This is a genomic window from Acetomicrobium flavidum (assembly GCF_900129645.1).
Classification (GTDB): Bacteria; Synergistota; Synergistia; order Synergistales; family Acetomicrobiaceae; genus Acetomicrobium; species Acetomicrobium flavidum.
The window spans coordinates 1,791,560-1,808,166 of sequence record NZ_FSQZ01000001.1 but is presented as its reverse complement, the minus strand read 5'-3'; the positions used below and the strand labels follow the sequence as shown (position 1 = coordinate 1,808,166).

The window sequence follows — 16,607 nt, the reverse complement described above, 5'->3', positions numbered from 1 at the left end:
CCCAAAACTGCATTCAAAGTTTTATAGAAAACAGCAAAATCCGGTAAAAATAAACATCCTTTTAGCCAACTCCACCTGCACGAACCTTAACTTCGATCGAAAATGGGGATAAGGTTCGTGCCCGATCAAAGGTTAGCGATTTATATGAGGCTCCTTTGCCACGCTTTCTATCGCCTCTATGATCTGCTCATACCCAGTACAGCGGCACAAGTTTCCCTCTATGGCGGTCTTTATCTCCTCCCTGGTAGGGTTTGGGTTTTTGTCGAGCAAGGCCTTGGCGGACATGAGCATGCCGGGCGTGCAAAATCCGCACTGTACGGCGTGATGCTTTATAAACGCTTCCTGCAGCGGATGAAGGCGTCCGTCGACCTCCAAGCCTTCGACGGTAAGGACCTCGCTTCCGTCGGCTTGAGCCGTCAAGACCATGCAGGAATGCACCGCCTCACCGTCAAGTATTACCGTACAGGCTCCGCATTCCCCGACGCCGCAACCTTCCTTCGTGCCCGTAAGGTGAAGACGCTCCCGCAAGGTGTCAAGCAGCCTTTCCTTCGGCCCGACTGTAAGGCGATGTTTCGTCCCATTTACGGTGATGGTGACTTCGATATTACTCATCGGCATTCGCCTCCGTAAAAATCGTCTCCAAGGCGCGCTTTACCAGGCTTGCCAGGGCTATGCGCTTGTAAGGCGTGGACCAGCGAACGCCCGTGGCAGAGATCATCTCCTCGCTTGCCATTTCGCCTATCTTTGCTGGATCAATTTCGTCAATCCTTTTGCCGGCGATCGCTTCCTCGGTCTTGCCGAAGTGAATCGGGTATGCTGTCGCTGCGCCCGGCACAATTCTAGGGTCAAAGATTGTATCGTCCTTTATGCCCAAGACGACCGCGAGATTAAGCCTGGCTATGTTCATGGCCTTTCTTCTTCCTATCTTTTGAAAGTTAGTAAAATAACCTTCACCAAGTAAGGGCACACATACTTCAGTCATCATTTCCCCGCTTTGACGGTTCGTCCTGTAGGGACCGGCCAAAAACTCGTCCAGTGGAAGCTTTCTTTCGCCATTTAAAGTACGCAGTTTCACATGTGCCTTTAGGGCAATGAGAGGAGGAAGCAGGTCGGCGGCGGGTGAGGCGTTATTGATATTCCCCCCCACGGTGCCTCTGTTTCTTATCTGGGTGGAACCTATGGTCTTGGCAGCGGAGGCCAACAGGGGAAAGTGTTTATTAATTACGGGAGACTCCACAAGCATCGTATGAGTGGATAAAGCACCTATCGCCACGCAGTCCTTTCTTTCTTCGATGAACTTCAATTCCTTTAATCCGCTTATGTCCAACAAATACTTGAAACCCTTCGCGCGTGCATTTTCCTTCCTGATGTCCACCAACAGGTCCGTTCCACCGGCGATGACCTTAACACCTTCGCGGGAACCAAGGTAATCCAGTGCCTCGTTTAGGGAATGCGCCTTTAAGAATTCGTAATCTATCATTTCCTGCCACGTCCTTTCTTCAAGGGGTGGCCCAAAAGCACCCTCTCCAAATTTAACGGCAATGACCTTATCCTCCTGCCGGTAGCCTGAGCGATTGCGTTGGCTATGGCAGCTGCCCCAAGCTCAAGCGTAGGCTCCCCAATGGATTTTGCGCCAAAAGGTCCGTCGGGGTCTGGATTTTCGACGATTATGGGGATTATGTTGGGCATGTCCTTAGAGGTGGGAATTATGTATTCGTCAAAGTTGATGTTCGCGATATAACCTTCGTCGGTCTCCACCTCTTCCATGATGCCATAACCCAGGCCCATCATAACTCCCCCGTATATCTGCCCTTTCAACATCTCAGGATTTATCGCCCGCCCCACATCGTGGGCGGCCGCCATGTTCAAGACCGTTACCTCGCCCGTCCCCATGTCTACCTCGACCTCGGCTATCTGACAGCCGTAGACGTAGGTGAAGTAGGGATTGCCCCTTCCTTCCTCCTCGTCCCAGTGGATGCTTGGCGCCACGTACCATCCGACATGAGACAGTTGAACGCCGGCCCAAAAAGCTTTGTTCGCAGCCTCGGCGAAGGAAATCAGCTTCTTGCCGTCAGGGGTAAAAATATTGCTGTCTTTGAAGATCAGGCCTTCGGCAGGCACGTTATATTGGCCTGCCAAGAACTCGGATAAGGCCTTCCTTGCCCTCATTGCAGCGTTTAGGACAGAGTTTCCTCCCACTAAGGTGGAGCGCGATGCTACGGTGGAGCCGCTGTCCGGCGAGATCAAGGCATTGGCCTCGAGGAAGGTTATATGCTTCATGTCTATGCCGAGCTCTTCCGCCGCAATCTGGCAGAAGGTGGTCTTAAGCCCCTGGCCGTTTTCTGCCAAACCACTGTAAAGGTAAACGCTTCCGTCCTTCTGAATGGACAAAACCGTTCCGGCACCGTCAACGGCTTCAGCGCCCAAGCTGCATCCTCTGAAGCTTATGGCCATGCCTATACCTCTGCGCTTGTCGCCCCTTTGGGGTTTGCTGTATTCTTTGTATTTTTCCTCGTAGCCTATGGCCTCTGCGGCCTTTTTCATGACTTCAGCAAGGCTTACCTCGTGGCGATCAAGCTTCTGTCCGCTTGCCGTCACCGAACCGTTCTTTAAGATATTTTTAAGCCTTATCTCAAGCGGAGTTATGCCGAGTTCCTGGGCCAGCTCGTCCATCAGAGACTCGTTTGCAAATATCACCTGAGGGGATCCGTAACCGCGCATGGCGCCTGTATATATGTTGTTCGTGTAGTAGCCGTAGGTGTCGGTCTTGACGTTGGGCACTTCGTAAGGTCCCGTCGCCTGGACAACCGACCTCCACGTGACGAACGGGGTCTGGCAAGCGTAAGCTCCACCGTCGGCGACGGCCTCGATCTCCATGGCCATCAGCTTGCCGTCCTTAGTAGCTCCTACCTTATATTTCATCTTATAGGGATGTCTTTTATAGCTTTCGACTATGGACTCTTCCCTGGTATTTACCATCTTAACGGGCCTGTCGGTCTTTAAGGCCAAAAGGGCTGCCCTGCAGGCCATGGCGGATACGACCTCATCTTTGCCGCCAAAGCTGCCGCCTATGTGGTTTTGAACGACCCTTACCTTGCTCAGGTCAGCCTTAAGACACCTCGCTACGGCATCCCTGGTAGCAAAGACGTTTTGAACTGAACCATAGATCGTCACCAGGCTTCCGTTTTCGTGAGGGACTGTCACGACGGCCTCGGGCTCTATGTAGCTATGCTCCACGAACTGCGTCTCGTACTCTCTTTCGATGATGACATCGCTTCCAGCAAAGCCCTCATCGACGTTGCCCTTTCTCAATTTATGGTGTACCACTTCATTGCTGGCTCTTTCGGGATGTATAGGATCGCTTTCCTTTGACACTAGGGGATCGAAAATTCCGCCCATTTCTTCGTATTCGACTTCTATGGATTCCAAGGCCTTGGCGGCAACGTCAAGGGATTCGGCAGCCACCATGGCTACGCCGTCGCCTATGTAGTAAATGCGTTCCTTGGCCAGGACTTGCTGATCCTGAATGATGACGCCTATTTCATTGCAGGGAACGTCTTGAGCCGTCATAACGGCCCATACGCCCGGTATGGCGCGAGCTTTCTCCACGTTAATGCTTTTTATCCTTGCCGAAGGTTGCTTTGCCCGAAGCACCTTGCCGTAAAGCATCCCGGCAAACTGAAGGTCAGCTCCGTACTTCGCCCTTCCCGTCACCTTTTCGTAGGCGTCGACCCTCTCTGCGGGCTTATTTACCGTGCTAAACATATCTCTTCCTCCTCTGGCCTTGCATTAGCCCTGCAGCATTGGGCCTACAGGGCTAATGCAGGTGTTTAAGAAAGCGTAATGGCGCCGACCGGGCAACGCGTGTAGCAAAGCCCGCACCCAAAGCAGGCATCGGGAGTAACGCCCGCCTTGCCGGAAGAGCCAACCTTTATGGCGTAGTAGACGCAGGACTCCTCGCATCTGTGACATCCTATGCACTTTTCCTCGTCTACGCTCGGAGTAACCTTGACCAGGGGTTCTTTTCTGGAAGACCACTTCTTGGCGGTCAAGCCCTTGATATCATCAAGGGACGAGTAGCCGTGTTCGTCAAGCCACTTCGACGTTTCTTGAGCGATCCTCTTGAAGGCCTTTGGACCTTCCAGGATCGCCTGCGTGCATATCTGCACCGCCGATGCTCCTGCCATGAACATCTCAACGACATCTTCGCCGCTTGATACTCCCCCCACACCGATAACGGGTATAGAGACGGCACGAGACAGTTCAAAGACATGTCGAAGGGCGATTCCCTTTATGGCAGGCCCCGAAATCCATCCGTAGCCCGTGTCGCTTCCCATGTAAGGAAGGCTCGTCTTTAAGTCTATGCGAAGGGCAGGGCCGACGGAGTTTATGGCAGCCAAGGCGTCAACGCCCACTTCCTCAAGCTTTTTGCCGAGTTCAGCCAGATCGGGAACTCCCGGGCTTACCTTTACGATGATCGGCTTTTTGGTGGCCTTCCTTGCAGCCGTTACCGTGTTTAGCACAGGAGTCAGGTCGCGGCCCACGTAGTGAGTGGAAAGCTCGAAGGCGTCGGCAAAGGGTTCGGTCTTGGGTATAAGCTCCGTCAACTCTTCGGCCGTATAGCCCAGGCCTACTATTATGGGCACGGGAAGGGCAGATATCTTGCCGTATTCCTCCTTCAGCCAGTGTTCGGGGGAATGTTCTGACCAGAGCTCGGTATTTATGAAGCTCTCCTTAAAGGCGGCCATACAGGGACGGGGTACGTCTGCAGCCTTGACGGATATGGTCTTGGTAACTACGCCACCTGCTCCGCCCTCCACCATTCTTTTTATGGTCTCGTAGTTTCTGGAAGGAGGCCCGGCAGCTATTATCAAGGGATTTTCAAACTCCATCCCCGCTATCTTGACTTTGAGGTTAGCCATTCTCTATTTCGCCTCCTCTTAATTTTTTACTTTCCACCCATCGTCAGGGTCATGACGGCCTTGGCCGTGTGTATCCTGTTTTCGGCTTCGTCGTAGACTATGGAGTGAGGTCCGTCTATTACGCTGTCTTCGACCTCGTTCTTGCGGTCTGCCGGCAGGGCATGCATGTACATCACGTCCGGGTCGGCCAGGCTCATCATCTTCTCGGTGCACTTCCAGTGCTTGTTGGCCTCAAGGCGTGGATTGATGACAGCAGGGTCGGGGTTCGTCACCCAGTCTCCCCAGTTTTTGGGGATGACGACGTGAGCTCCCTCGTAAGCCTCTTCCTGGTTGTGGGTGATCCTTAAGCTTCCGCCGTTGGCTTTGGCGTTTTCCTCTGCCTGCTTTATGGCCCAATCCGGCAGGTCATATCCTTCCGGATAGGCAAGCGTCACGTCCATGCCATACCTCGGGAAAAGAAGGATCTGACTCAGTGGCACCGATATGGGTTTTTTGTGGGTCGTGGCGTAAGCCCAGATTATCGAGACCTTAAGCCTCTGGGTATCTTTGACCTTTTCTTTGATGGTCATCAGGTCGGCCAGCACCTGCATGGGGTGGTAAAGGTCGCACTGGAGGTTAATGACCGGCACTGTGGCCCATTGAGCCATCTCCCGCAGGTACTTGTTTCCTATGCCCCAGAAGCAGTTCCTGCAGGCTATGCCGTGCCCAAATCGGGAAAGTATTATGGCCGTGTCCTTGGCCGATTCCCCGTGGGCAATCTGCATGGTGCTGGTATCCAGGTAGTTTGCATGTCCTCCCAGCTGGGCGATGCCAGCTTCCATGGAATTTCTCGTCCTCGTCGATTGCTCAAAGAACATCAAAAATATTGTCTTATAGGAAAGATAAGGCGTCGGAACTCCCATGGCAAAGTGCCTTTTAAGCTCAAAGGAGACATCCAAAAGGGTATCGATCTCTTCCTTGGTCCACTCCTGAAGCGTTATAAAATGCTTGTTATGAAACTGCGTCTGCATAATTTTTACCCCCTCACACTAGCTCTTTAGATTTGAATATACGTAAGGCACGGCCGCGTAAACGGCAGCAGCCTTCACCAGCTCGTCCTTCCAGGTTATTTCATTTGGAGCGTGTGCCTGGTCCTCGTGTCCCGGGCCAAAGCCAACGCAGGGAATGCCGTAACGACCCATTATGGAAACTCCATTGGTGGAAAAGGTCCACTTGTCGACGATGGGATCTTCGCCAAAAAGCTTTTTGTAGGATTCGACAACGGTCCTGCAGGCAGGATGGTCCTCTTCTACCACCCACGTGGGGAAGTAGCAGTCCGTGGGATAGACCAACCCTTTCCAGGAGGGACGCGAGTAGGAATAAAGGGACACTTCAGCGCCGCAGGCCTTGACGGCAGGCAATCTCCTTACCTGGGCCAAGGCCTCCTGCCAGGTCTCCCCGTGCGTCAGACGCCTGTCAATGGAGATGGTGCAGCTGTCGGCGACGGCACACCTTGACGGTGACGTGAAGAAGATCTCGGAAACCGTTAAACTTCCCTTGCCCAGAAACTCGTCGTAGGCGAGATTTTCGTGGAGGGCTCGAAGCTCAAGTATGATGGGTGCCATCTTGTATATGGCGTTATCTCCCCTTTCGGGTGCGGAACCGTGGCACGACACCCCCTTTGTCGTAACCTTTATCTCCATCCTGCCGCGTTGACCCCTATGGACCTTACAGGACGTCGGCTCGGTAAGAAGGACGAACTCGGGCCTTATCTTGTCCTCTTCGATGATGTACTGCCAACACAAGCCGTCGCAGTCCTCCTCCTGAACGGTACCCGTTATTAGCACGGTACAATCGCCAAGTAATCCTAGTTCTTTCATTATCTTGGCGCCGTAGACCATGGAAGCCATTCCGCCCTTCTGGTCGCTTGCGCCCCTGCCGCCTATGACTTTTTCGTCCTCGTAACCTTTGTAGGGATCGAACTTCCAAAGCGATGGGTCTCCTATATCCACGGTATCTATGTGAGCATCCATGGCAATCAAGTTAGAACCATTCCCCACATACCCAAGGACGTTTCCCATGGGGTCTATCTCCACTTTGTCGAAGCCCACATGTTCCATCTCCTGGGCAATCCTTTTTATCACCGCCTCCTCGCCCGAGCTTTGGCTTGGAAGGGCAATGATATCCCTTAAAAACTTGCTTATGCTGGCCCTATATCCCTCGGCCTTAGATAAGATTTCCTTGCTGAGTTCCACGTCGATCCCCCCTAACACGCCTGCTCAATCTGCTATTCCAAACCCTTTAAAAGTCCCGTTCTCTCGTTGAATTTTCTTATCAGCTCGTCTATCTTGGGAGCCATATTGTGTATGCTACCCCAGTAGTTGTCGTAATCGAACCATTGGGCGTTGAGCTCGTCGGCCGATTTGCCCTGCTGCTCGACCCAGGTGTAGTACTTGAGGTTGTGAATGCGGAATCTGTCGTAATAGGAAAGTTCGAGCATCCAATCGGAAGTCTGAGACAACATATGAACGTGGTGATCCTTTTCCGCCATGCGCTCGTCGTAAGCCCCTTCACGGTCGTTCATCTCCTGGACCCTCGAGCGGTACATGTCGGCAGAATCCGTAAAGACAGTGAAAACCATGTCATGTTCCGTCAAACCGTAGTACTTTGCCATCTTCACGGCACCTATTACGTTGGCTATTCCCGAGATCCCCAGGAGGGATAGGTTATCCGCGACTTCCCTGGGAACGCCTATGGAATTAAGGTACTTTTTCCCTGCCTCTTCGTTGAAAAGCCTAAGCAGGCGCAGGCAGGATTCATCGTTGATGTCGATGACCATATCGGTATTTTTAACGTTATGGATCCAGGGAACGTGCTTGTCGCCGATGCCTTCGATCCTGTGGTCGCCAAAGCCGTTATAAAGGAGCGTCGGGCACTGCATTGCCTCACCAACGGCGATCTTACTATCAGGATAAAGGGTCTTCATGTAGTCGCCGCAACCAAGTGTCCCGGCCGAACCGGATGTGAGTACGACACCAAAGTACCTTTCTCCGGAAGTGGCCAGTTCATTAACCACTTCTTCCATGGCATGTCCTGTGACCTCGTAATGCCACAGGTGATTTCCAAACTCCTCGAACTGGTTAAATACGACTACGTCCTCCCTGGTGCGCTTTAATTCCCAGGTCTTGTCGAAGATCTCCTTGACGTTGCTTTCTCCTCCGGGCGTTGTTATGATCTCGCCCGCGACGCTTTTAAGCCATTCAAACCTTTCCCTGCTCATGCCCTCAGGAAGTATGGCTATGGAGTCGCACCCCAGAAGCTGGGCATTGTAGGCTCCACCCCTGCAGTAATTTCCGGTAGATGGCCAGACTGCCTTTTGGGAGGTCGGGTCAAACTGTCCGGTGACCAGACGCGGAACGAGGCAACCGTAAGTCGCGCCTACTTTGTGTGCCCCCGTGGGAAACCACTTGCCGACCAAGGCCACTATCTTGGCCTTTACTCCGGTTATCTCGGGCGGCATCACGAAGTAGTTGACCTTGCCAAATGTCCCGCCCTTTTCCTTAGGCTCGTTCTTCCAGGTTATGCGAAAAAGGTTAAGGGAATTTACATCCCAAAGGCCTACACCCTTAAGCTTTTCCTTAATAGCTTGGGGAATCTTGGTCGGGTCTTTCATCTGTTCAAATGTCGGAAGGATGATGCCCCTCTCTTTCGCCCTTTCGACTGCCTTTTTCAGTATCTCTTCGTTGACGGTAAGGTCTATCAACTTTGCTCTCTCCTTTTCGTTTATATTTATTTAATTAATTTTTAAATCATAGATCCAAGAACTCGGTTTACTGCCTCAAGCGTGGGCTCGACTAAGAAAGGATTGCCTGCAGCCTTTTTTGCGCTTTCTGAGTCCTTCAGGCCATTTCCGGTAACGATGACAGCAACTCGCTCATGGCTGTCCAGTTTGCCTGTTTGGGCGTACTTGAGCAATCCTGCAAAGCCCGTCACGCCTGCAGGTTCGCCGAATACCCCACTGGTGCGTGCCAACAACCTCATGGCCTCAAGCATCTCGTCGTCCGACACGGCGACCATATCGCCACCGGAGTTTCTGACGGCCCTAAGCGCCTTGGCCCAGTTTCGCGGTTCGCCCACGGCTATGCTGTCGGCCAACGTGTTGGTAGGTTTTCTTTCGATGACGTCTTTGCCCTCTTTAAAGGCCTTGTATATGGGACAAGCGCCTTCTGCCTGAACCCCTATCAGCTGCGGGATGTGACTTATCAATCCGATTTGTTTTAGGTCATAAAAGGCCTTGTAAAAGCTGCTTATTATGCAGCCGTCGCCTACCGAGACGAACACCTTGTCGGGCAGGTCGAAGGACAGCTCCTCGGCCAACTCAAGCCCGCAGGTCTTTTTGCCCTCCACCAGATAGGGATTGATGGCGCTGTTTCTGTTGTACCAGCCGTAAGCATCTATGGCCTTCACGGCGAGCTTAAAGGCATCCTCGTAGGTACCCTTTACCAAAAAGACCTTGGCCCCGTAGATTAAAAGCTGTGTCACCTTGTTTACCGGGGCCTTCTCGGGCACGAATATGTAGCAGTCAAGCCCTGCGACGGCAGCGCATCCTGCCAGAGAGCTTGCGGCGTTACCCGTAGAGGCGCACGCTATGGATGTAGCGCCCTTCTCTTTGGCCTTGGCCACGCCTATAAAGCTTGCCCTGTCCTTAAAGGAAGCAGTTGGGTTTCTTCCATCGTCTTTTATCAGGACCTGTTTAACCCCCAGCTTTTTTGCCCAATAGGTGCTTTCATAAAGCGGTGAGCAACCGACCTTCAGGTTTGGGAAAAAGGCCGGGTCGCTTAGAGGAAGAAGCTCTATGTATCGGGAGATGCTTCTTTCTTTATTTTTAGCTAAAGCCTCGGGTGTAAATTTCTGCCTTACATCATCGTAATCGTAGAGTACGTCCAGGGTACCATCGGGCCCGCAATCGGGGCATGTAAAGACATCGCTTTTTGGGTCAAATTCTCTTCCGCAAAGCACGCATCGTAATTTTTTTACCTTAGCCACTTGAATACCTCCCCTTCCGATCAGTGCGGCCGTTTATTTTTGGTGTTTTTGCGTTTATGCCAAAAAAGAGGCGGCTATGGCCATATATCCCTGCGTCGCCTTTATGAGCTGATCTATGTTTACATGCTCATCTTTCGTATGTGCCAAGTCCTCCTTGGAGGGCCCAAAGCTTATGGTCGGGATATTTTTGATCCCGCCGTAATAACAGCCGTTGGTCCCAAAGCCCGACTCGGATAAAGATGGTTCCATTCCGATCGCCCGCAAGCCCGATAAAGCCTTTTCGACAAGCTCTTCCCCTTCCTCGAAAAACCAGCCGGGAGCGAAGTGTTTGACCTTAAGACGTTTCCCCGTGAAACAGGACACATAGTCTTCGGCCAATCTCACGTCTCCCTGCAGTTCAGGGTCTATGTCCCTGGCAAGGGCAATCAAGCGCGCTATCTCTTCAACGACCTGACCTTCGGATTCGCCGACCAAAAGCCTCCTGTCAAAGGTGGCCACGCATCTGTCGGGCAGGATGCTCGTCCCCAAAGAGGGCGATGTCTCAAGGTCCGTCAAAACCAATATTCCGTCTCCCAAAAGGTAATGGCGAGGCGGTAAGAAGTGCTGTTTTATGAAGGAAAGGAGAAATACCATCTTGTCGGCGGCATTTATTCCCGAAAGGGGAAAAGAAGTGTGGGCAATTTTACCGTGAACTTCAATGACGACCTCGGCCCTTCCGCGCTGGCCCCTCTTTATGTTTAAGTTCGAGGCCTCTCCGATGACAACGCCGTCGGGCTTGAAGAACTCATATACCTTTGAGGAAGCAACCCCTTCGGCCACCTCCTGGTTTACGACACATGCTATGGCCAGTTCCCCGCAAAGCAGATCGGAGCACTTTTTAAGTTCACTTCCGGCGATTATCATCGCGGCTAAGCTTCCCTTTGCATCGACCGTGCCCCTGCCATAGATGTTCCCATCGCTTACGATGCCCCCATAGGGGTAAAAGGACCATTCGATGAAATCTCTCGCATCTACGTGATCCATCTGGGCCTCAAAAAGCAATCGCTTTCCGCTTCCGCCAAATATCTGCCTTGCTATGACGTTTCCCATCTCGTCCATGGCCACTTCGTCGTAACCGAGGGTCTCAAGCAGATTGAATAAGTAGTAAGCGATTTTTTCCTCCCTGCCCGAAATGCTAGGGATGCTTACAAGCTTCGAACACAGCTCAACGACTGCTCCAGGCGAAAGTTGTTGCACGACATCCCAAAACGTTTCTCGCATCAGCACGGCATCCTCACCACTACGATGATCGTTTATTGATTTTTATTATATCTTAATTTGTTTAAGTAACAATTAATATTTATTTCTGATATACTTTAGGCATAGCTTATAAATTGAACCGATGGAGGTATGGTTACATGACCCTGCAGCAACTTCGAACATTCCTCGCCGTCTGTGACGAGATGTCCATAACGAGTGCCGCCTCTAAGCTTTTTATAACCCAATCCGCCGTGAGCCAGCAGATAAAGGCGCTTGAGGAGGAATTTGAGGTGAAGTTCTTCCAAAAGAGAGGAAGAAGGCTTTATATAACCGCCGATGGAAAGGTGTTTTACCAGATAGCCAAGGAGATCATGGAAAAGGCTGACTCCATAATAGATAAGCTTAAGGCCACGAAAAGCTTAGAGGTGGGAAGCCTCAAACTGGCAAGCACCCATCACTTGGCCCAGTATCTGCTCATGAAGCCGCTTATGGAGTTCCATAATAAATACCCCAAGATCGACCTGATGCTCCAAACTCTCGATGCAAACGAGATAAAACACTTTATCGAGACAAAGGCCGCCGACATCGGCTTTGTCCCTGACGGCACGTCGATGCTCTCTCCGCTTCTTAAGATCTCCAAGATATACGAGGACCGCATGGCACTAATAGCCTGGCCAGAACATTCGTGGAGGGCAAAAGATAGGATAGAGCCTGCGGAGCTTGGGGGAACGCCCTTTGTATTTGCCGCCACTCCGTCCAGCATCAACGAGATAGCCGTCGCCTTCCTCAAAAGACATCATATCAACATAGAAACCATTATTGACGTCGGTAACATTGACCTGCTCAAAGAAGCGGTGAGGCATCGTATGGGCCTGGCGCTCACGAGCAGGTTGGCTGTCGAGGAGGAATTAAATCGAGGCGATCTGATAGAACTTCCCCTTGCAGGCGTTCATGAACTGAGCTTTAATTTTTTGATGTTGACCCATAGATATGAGGAGCCAAGTTACGCTTCCTGGGCCTTCCAAAAAATCTTAAAAAGCCACTTAACAAAATCTGGCCTTGAAGTAACGTTAAAACAATAAACATTGGGAGGAATGAACATGGATAGACCGCTAGTCGGCATCGTGATGGGATCAAACTCCGACCTGGATAAACTAAGGGGGGCCTTTGACATCTTTAATGAATTAGACGTTCCCTTTGAGGTCACCGTGGCTTCTGCACATCGAACCCCCGATGACGCTGCAAATTACGCAAAGAACGCAAGGGACCGCGGCATCAAGGTTATCATCGCTGCTGCCGGTTTGTCTGCCGCTTTACCGGGGGTTTTGGCTGCCCATACTACTCTCCCGGTCATAGGGCTTCCATTGGAGGCAGGGCCATTGAAGGGCGTGGATGCCCTGTTGTCCATCGCTCAGATGCCTCCTGGAGTTCCCGTTGCGGCGGTGGGCATAGGCGGAGCGATTAACGCCGCCTTGCTTGCCATAGAGATGCTTTGTCTGTACGACCGGTCGTTTGAGGATAAGATCCGCGAATATCGGGACAAATCCTCAGAAAAAGTGCTCAAGGCCAGAAAAGATTTGGGCGACCTGCCAACGGCACCAATTGAGGCCTTCTCCTAAATTTAACGCGCGATAAATCAAAAGCCCTGTGCTTTAAGACACAGGGCTTTTGCTGGTTTAATTACTTTAACACCAAGGGTTGCTCAGTTCCGGATAAAGGGGAAAGCGGTGAGCAAGCTCCTTGACCTCACGGCGCACTTTTTCTTTTTCGCTTTCGCTGTCGGGATGAGACAACGTCCTGTCTATCAGGTCAGCGACAAGGTCCATCTCCTTTTCCTTCATTCCCCGTGTGGTCAGGGCGGGCGTTCCTATGCGAACGCCGCTTGTCACCATGGGCTTTTCTGGGTCGAAGGGTATCATGTTCTTGTTTACGGTAATCCCGACGCTCTCTAGGACCTTTTCGGCTTCCTTACCCGTGATCTTCTTGCTCCTAAGGTCTACCAGCATCATGTGGTTATCCGTGCCTCCTGACACGAGCCTAAATCCCCTGTCGCTAAGACCCTTAGCCAAAGCCTTTGCATTGGCGACAACCTGCTTGGCATACTCCTTGAATTCAGGTTGCATGGCAAGGTGGAAACATACCGCCTTGGCCGCTATCACGTGCATGAAAGGGCCTCCCTGGATACCGGGGAAGACCGTCCGATCAAGCTGTGCGCCGTATTTTTCCTTGCACAGGATCAAGGCACCTCTAGGCCCGCGCAAGGTCTTATGCGTCGTGGTCGTCACGAAGTCTGCGTATGGAACCGGGCTTGGATGTGCTCCCCCTGCAACTAACCCTGCAATGTGGGCCATATCGACCATCAAGATGGCTCCCACTTCTTGGGCTATGTCGCTGAAACGCTTAAAGTCTATGAAACGCGGGTAGGCGCTCGCACCTGCCACTATTACCTTGGGCTTATGCTCTTTGGCCAAGGCCTCAACGGCATCGTAGTCGATCGTCTCGGTATCCGGTTTGACTCCGTAAGGTACGACCTTATACCACCTGCCCGTGAAGTTCAGGGGATGTCCGTGCGAAAGATGACCACCCTGGTCAAGATTCATTGCAAGAAGCGTATCTCCCGGCTCCATCACGGAAAAATAAACGGCCATGTTGGCCTGGGTGCCTGAGTGAGGCTGAACGTTTGCATGCTCTGCCCCAAAAAGCTCGCACGCCCGCTTTATGGCCAGCTCTTCGATGTTTTCGACATATTCGCATCCGCCATAGTATTTCTTGTGAGGATATCCTTCTGCGTATTTATTGGTAAGTACCGAACCTTGGGCTTGAAGGACCGCTAGCGAAACGAAGTTTTCCGAGGCTATGAGTTCCAAACCGTCGCGCTGTCTGGCCAACTCTCCTTCCATCATCCCGAAAACTTGGGGATCCGCTTGAGTAAGCGATGAGATTAAGCTCTTTTCGATCATTTTTCTCCCCCTTAACGACGCTTTTTGTGATGCTGTCCCGCAATGACAGCAATGTACACTTTACATATTATTTTAGAGCTTCATCTTTTAAGAAGCAATTCATAATACCTTCTGTTATATGATAGTAAAAGCTAATGTAAAAGTTATTCAACGGAAAGGTTCTCATCTCGACATGCCCTTCTTGCAATGCTATTGTGAAATAAATATGCCGATATGACCAAGGAGGCGCTGATATGACCCGCGAGGAAATAGCAAGATATATCGACCACACAAATTTAAATCCGAAGGCCTCAAGCCTTGACATAGAACATTTATGCAAAGAGGCGTTGCAATATGGTTTTGCGGCTGTATGCGTAAATCCCTGCAGAGTAAGACAGGCCGCGGAGCTTCTTGAGGGAAGGGGCGTAAATGTCGCTTCGGTAATCGGTTTTCCCTTTGGGGCGACCCTTTCCGAAATTAAGGCACTCGAAACTGAACACGTCATAAGAGACGGGGCAAACGAGATCGACATGGTAATTAACATCGGGGCACTAAAGGACGACAATTGCGCGCTTGTTTTAAAGGACATATCAGCTGTGGTTAAAGCTGGCAGCGCTGCGATCGTCAAGGTGATATTAGAATGCTGTTATCTAACGAATGAGGAAAAAGTATTAGCCTGCCGTCTCTCAGCCGAGGCGGGTGCCGATTTCGTCAAGACGTCGACGGGTTTTGGAAGTGGCGGGGCTACAATTGAAGATGTAATGCTGCTTCGAAGAAGCGTACCTGCCCATATGGGAGTGAAGGCCGCGGGAGGCATCCGTGATTTTAAGACCGCTTATGCATTCATAGAGGCTGGGGCGTCCAGGATAGGCACAAGCAGCGGCCCTCAAATAGTATCTTCCTGCAGTTTGGCCTAATCCTCGGCGTGCCGACACAGCACATATCAAAGCTGGCCTTTAAGTCACGCAAACATCGTGACTGTCGCGGCCAGCTCCGTAGCGCTCAAATGCAATCTCAATCTTTTCTGATGTATACCGGCTCTACCTTGGGGTTTGCCTCGAGCTGGCGTTCATAATCTTTAAACATCTTTACAACCAGGCCGGACAGACAAAGGATGCCCACTAAGTTGAGCAGGGCCATCAATCCGTTGAAGAAGTCCGCAAGTTCCCACACGAAAGGTACCGAACTTACGGCTCCAAATATAACCATCCCAAGCACGCCAATTCTGTAGATATAAAGCATTACCCTTCCTTCCGAACCGGGGAAGAGATACATTAGGTTGCTTTCTCCGTAGTAATAGTTGCCCAATATCGATGTCCATGCAAAAAACGTCAAAGCTATGCTCAAAAAATAGGCCCCCCAGGAGCCAACGATATCAATTAGCGAAGCTTGAGTCAGTTCCACTCCTGTCAGGCCGCTGCCAAGCTGGTTTGATAGCAATATGAAAAGCGCCGTAGCAGAGCAAATCACTATGGTATCCACGAACACTGCGAACATGGCCGTAAACCCCTGCCGAACAGGGTGTTTTACTTCGGCTGTGGCATGGGCGTTCGGCGTAGACCCCATGCCGGCCTCATTGGAAAAAAGCCCCCTTGCCACTCCATATCTCAATGCCTCAGACACCGTGTGACCCATTATGCCGCCCGCGACTTGTCTGACGCCAAAGGCACTCTTAAAGATCAAGGTGATGATATCCGGAACGTGATGAATGTTTAAAATCAAAGTCACAAGAGCGATGCTTATGTACATGATAGCCATAAAAGGCACGACTACCTCAGCCACGCGGGCAATTCTTCTAAGTCCTCCGAAGATGACTACGGCCGTAACGGCTGCAACGCCTATGCCAAGATAAAGCTCTATATTTTTGGCCGAAGAGTCCCTAAAAAACGCCCCTCTGATGCCTGCAACTATCGAGTTGCACTGAACTGCGTTGAACACCAATGGCATGGCCAGTATGATGCTTATCGCAAAAAGGATGCCCATCCACCTCTGGCCAAGCCCTCTTTCAAGATAGTAAGCAGGCCCACCGCGATAAGTCCCGTCCTCGTTTTTTACCCTAAAAAGCTGGGCCAAAACGGCCTCGGCCGAAATAGTCGCCATGCCGACCAGCGCTGTCATCCACATCCAAAAGACAGCACCCGGGCCACCAGAAACAAGTGCTGTAGCTACACCTGCTATGTTTCCCGTTCCCACCTGTGCAGCCAAGCCGGTACACAGGGCCTGAAACGACGAAATTCCCTTTTCCTCGGCCTTCCTGCTTCCCAGCAGGATCTTAAACATATGTCCGAAACGCCGAAATTGCGGGAAGCCAAGGCGAACGGTGTAAAAGATCCCAGTCCCAAGCAACAACCAGATCATCAGGTTACCCCACAGGATGCCATTTGCAGCTCTTACAAGTTGCATCAACAAGACCAACACCTCCGAACGACTAAATGAAGATAACGCAGACACAGTTTTTTATTTTAGCTGCTACCAGCATTTG

General features: G+C 51.4%; 14 protein-coding genes. 3 read left to right on the top strand and 11 right to left on the bottom strand.

The window, feature by feature from the left end; all coding sequences use genetic code 11:
• Positions 1–132 precede the first annotated feature (132 nt).
• The 9 genes from BUQ78_RS08930 to BUQ78_RS08890 form a co-directional block, all read right to left on the bottom strand.
• The gene (locus BUQ78_RS08930; protein ID WP_074199962.1) at positions 133–612 is read right to left on the bottom strand and encodes a (2Fe-2S)-binding protein; all 480 of its coding nucleotides are present in this window, start codon (positions 610–612) and stop codon (positions 133–135) included.
• The gene (locus BUQ78_RS08925; RefSeq protein ID WP_074199961.1) at positions 605–1,480 is read right to left on the bottom strand and encodes an FAD binding domain-containing protein; all 876 of its coding nucleotides are present in this window, start codon (positions 1,478–1,480) and stop codon (positions 605–607) included. The genes BUQ78_RS08930 and BUQ78_RS08925 overlap by 8 nt, the downstream gene beginning before the upstream one ends.
• On the bottom strand, positions 1,477–3,765 hold the full coding sequence (locus BUQ78_RS08920; RefSeq protein ID WP_074199960.1) for a xanthine dehydrogenase family protein molybdopterin-binding subunit: 2,289 nt from the start codon (positions 3,763–3,765) through the stop codon (positions 1,477–1,479). Before BUQ78_RS08920 ends, BUQ78_RS08925 begins: the two co-directional genes overlap by 4 nt.
• Positions 3,766–3,830: 65 nt before the next feature.
• Positions 3,831–4,922, bottom strand: coding sequence for a 4Fe-4S dicluster-binding protein (locus BUQ78_RS08915; protein WP_074199959.1), 1,092 nt, complete (start codon positions 4,920–4,922; stop codon positions 3,831–3,833).
• A gap of 26 nt (positions 4,923–4,948) precedes the next feature.
• Positions 4,949–5,932, bottom strand: a complete 984-nt coding sequence (locus BUQ78_RS08910; RefSeq protein WP_014807195.1) for an ornithine carbamoyltransferase — start codon at positions 5,930–5,932, stop codon at positions 4,949–4,951.
• A gap of 18 nt (positions 5,933–5,950) precedes the next feature.
• Positions 5,951–7,156 carry a YgeY family selenium metabolism-linked hydrolase gene (locus BUQ78_RS08905; protein ID WP_074199958.1) on the bottom strand — a complete coding sequence of 402 codons (1,206 nt, stop codon included), beginning with the start codon at positions 7,154–7,156 and terminating at the stop codon, positions 5,951–5,953.
• Positions 7,157–7,188: 32 nt separating this feature from the next.
• Positions 7,189–8,664: a pyridoxal-phosphate dependent enzyme gene (locus tag BUQ78_RS08900; protein WP_074199957.1), complete on the bottom strand. Its 1,476-nt coding sequence runs from the start codon at positions 8,662–8,664 to the stop codon at positions 7,189–7,191.
• A 41-nt stretch (positions 8,665–8,705) separates the two neighbouring features.
• Positions 8,706–9,947 (bottom strand): threonine synthase, encoded by a 1,242-nt coding sequence (locus tag BUQ78_RS08895; RefSeq protein ID WP_074199956.1) that lies wholly within the window; start codon positions 9,945–9,947, stop codon positions 8,706–8,708.
• A 54-nt stretch (positions 9,948–10,001) separates the two neighbouring features.
• Complete coding sequence (locus tag BUQ78_RS08890; RefSeq protein ID WP_074199955.1) at positions 10,002–11,207, bottom strand: YgeY family selenium metabolism-linked hydrolase; 1,206 nt, start codon at positions 11,205–11,207, stop codon at positions 10,002–10,004.
• 137 nt (positions 11,208–11,344) lie between these two features.
• Between BUQ78_RS08890 and BUQ78_RS08885 the strand changes: the two genes are divergently transcribed.
• A complete protein-coding gene (locus BUQ78_RS08885; RefSeq protein ID WP_074199954.1) occupies positions 11,345–12,268 on the top strand; it encodes a LysR family transcriptional regulator in 924 nt (307 codons plus the stop codon).
• Positions 12,269–12,286: 18 nt separating this feature from the next.
• Complete coding sequence (gene purE, locus BUQ78_RS08880; protein WP_074199953.1) at positions 12,287–12,805, top strand: 5-(carboxyamino)imidazole ribonucleotide mutase; 519 nt, start codon at positions 12,287–12,289, stop codon at positions 12,803–12,805.
• Between the two features lie 66 nt (positions 12,806–12,871).
• On the opposite strand, the gene BUQ78_RS08875 is transcribed toward purE, so the two are convergent.
• The gene (locus tag BUQ78_RS08875) at positions 12,872–14,146 is read right to left on the bottom strand and encodes a serine hydroxymethyltransferase (RefSeq protein WP_074199952.1); all 1,275 of its coding nucleotides are present in this window, start codon (positions 14,144–14,146) and stop codon (positions 12,872–12,874) included.
• A gap of 233 nt (positions 14,147–14,379) precedes the next feature.
• On the opposite strand from BUQ78_RS08875, the gene deoC reads away from it, so the two are divergent.
• Positions 14,380–15,042, top strand: a complete 663-nt coding sequence (gene deoC, locus BUQ78_RS08870; RefSeq protein WP_074199951.1) for a deoxyribose-phosphate aldolase — start codon at positions 14,380–14,382, stop codon at positions 15,040–15,042.
• A 97-nt stretch (positions 15,043–15,139) separates the two neighbouring features.
• On the opposite strand, the gene BUQ78_RS08865 is transcribed toward deoC, so the two are convergent.
• A complete protein-coding gene (locus BUQ78_RS08865) occupies positions 15,140–16,528 on the bottom strand; it encodes an alanine/glycine:cation symporter family protein (RefSeq protein WP_074200217.1) in 1,389 nt (462 codons plus the stop codon).
• Between the last annotated feature and the right edge of the window lie 79 nt (positions 16,529–16,607).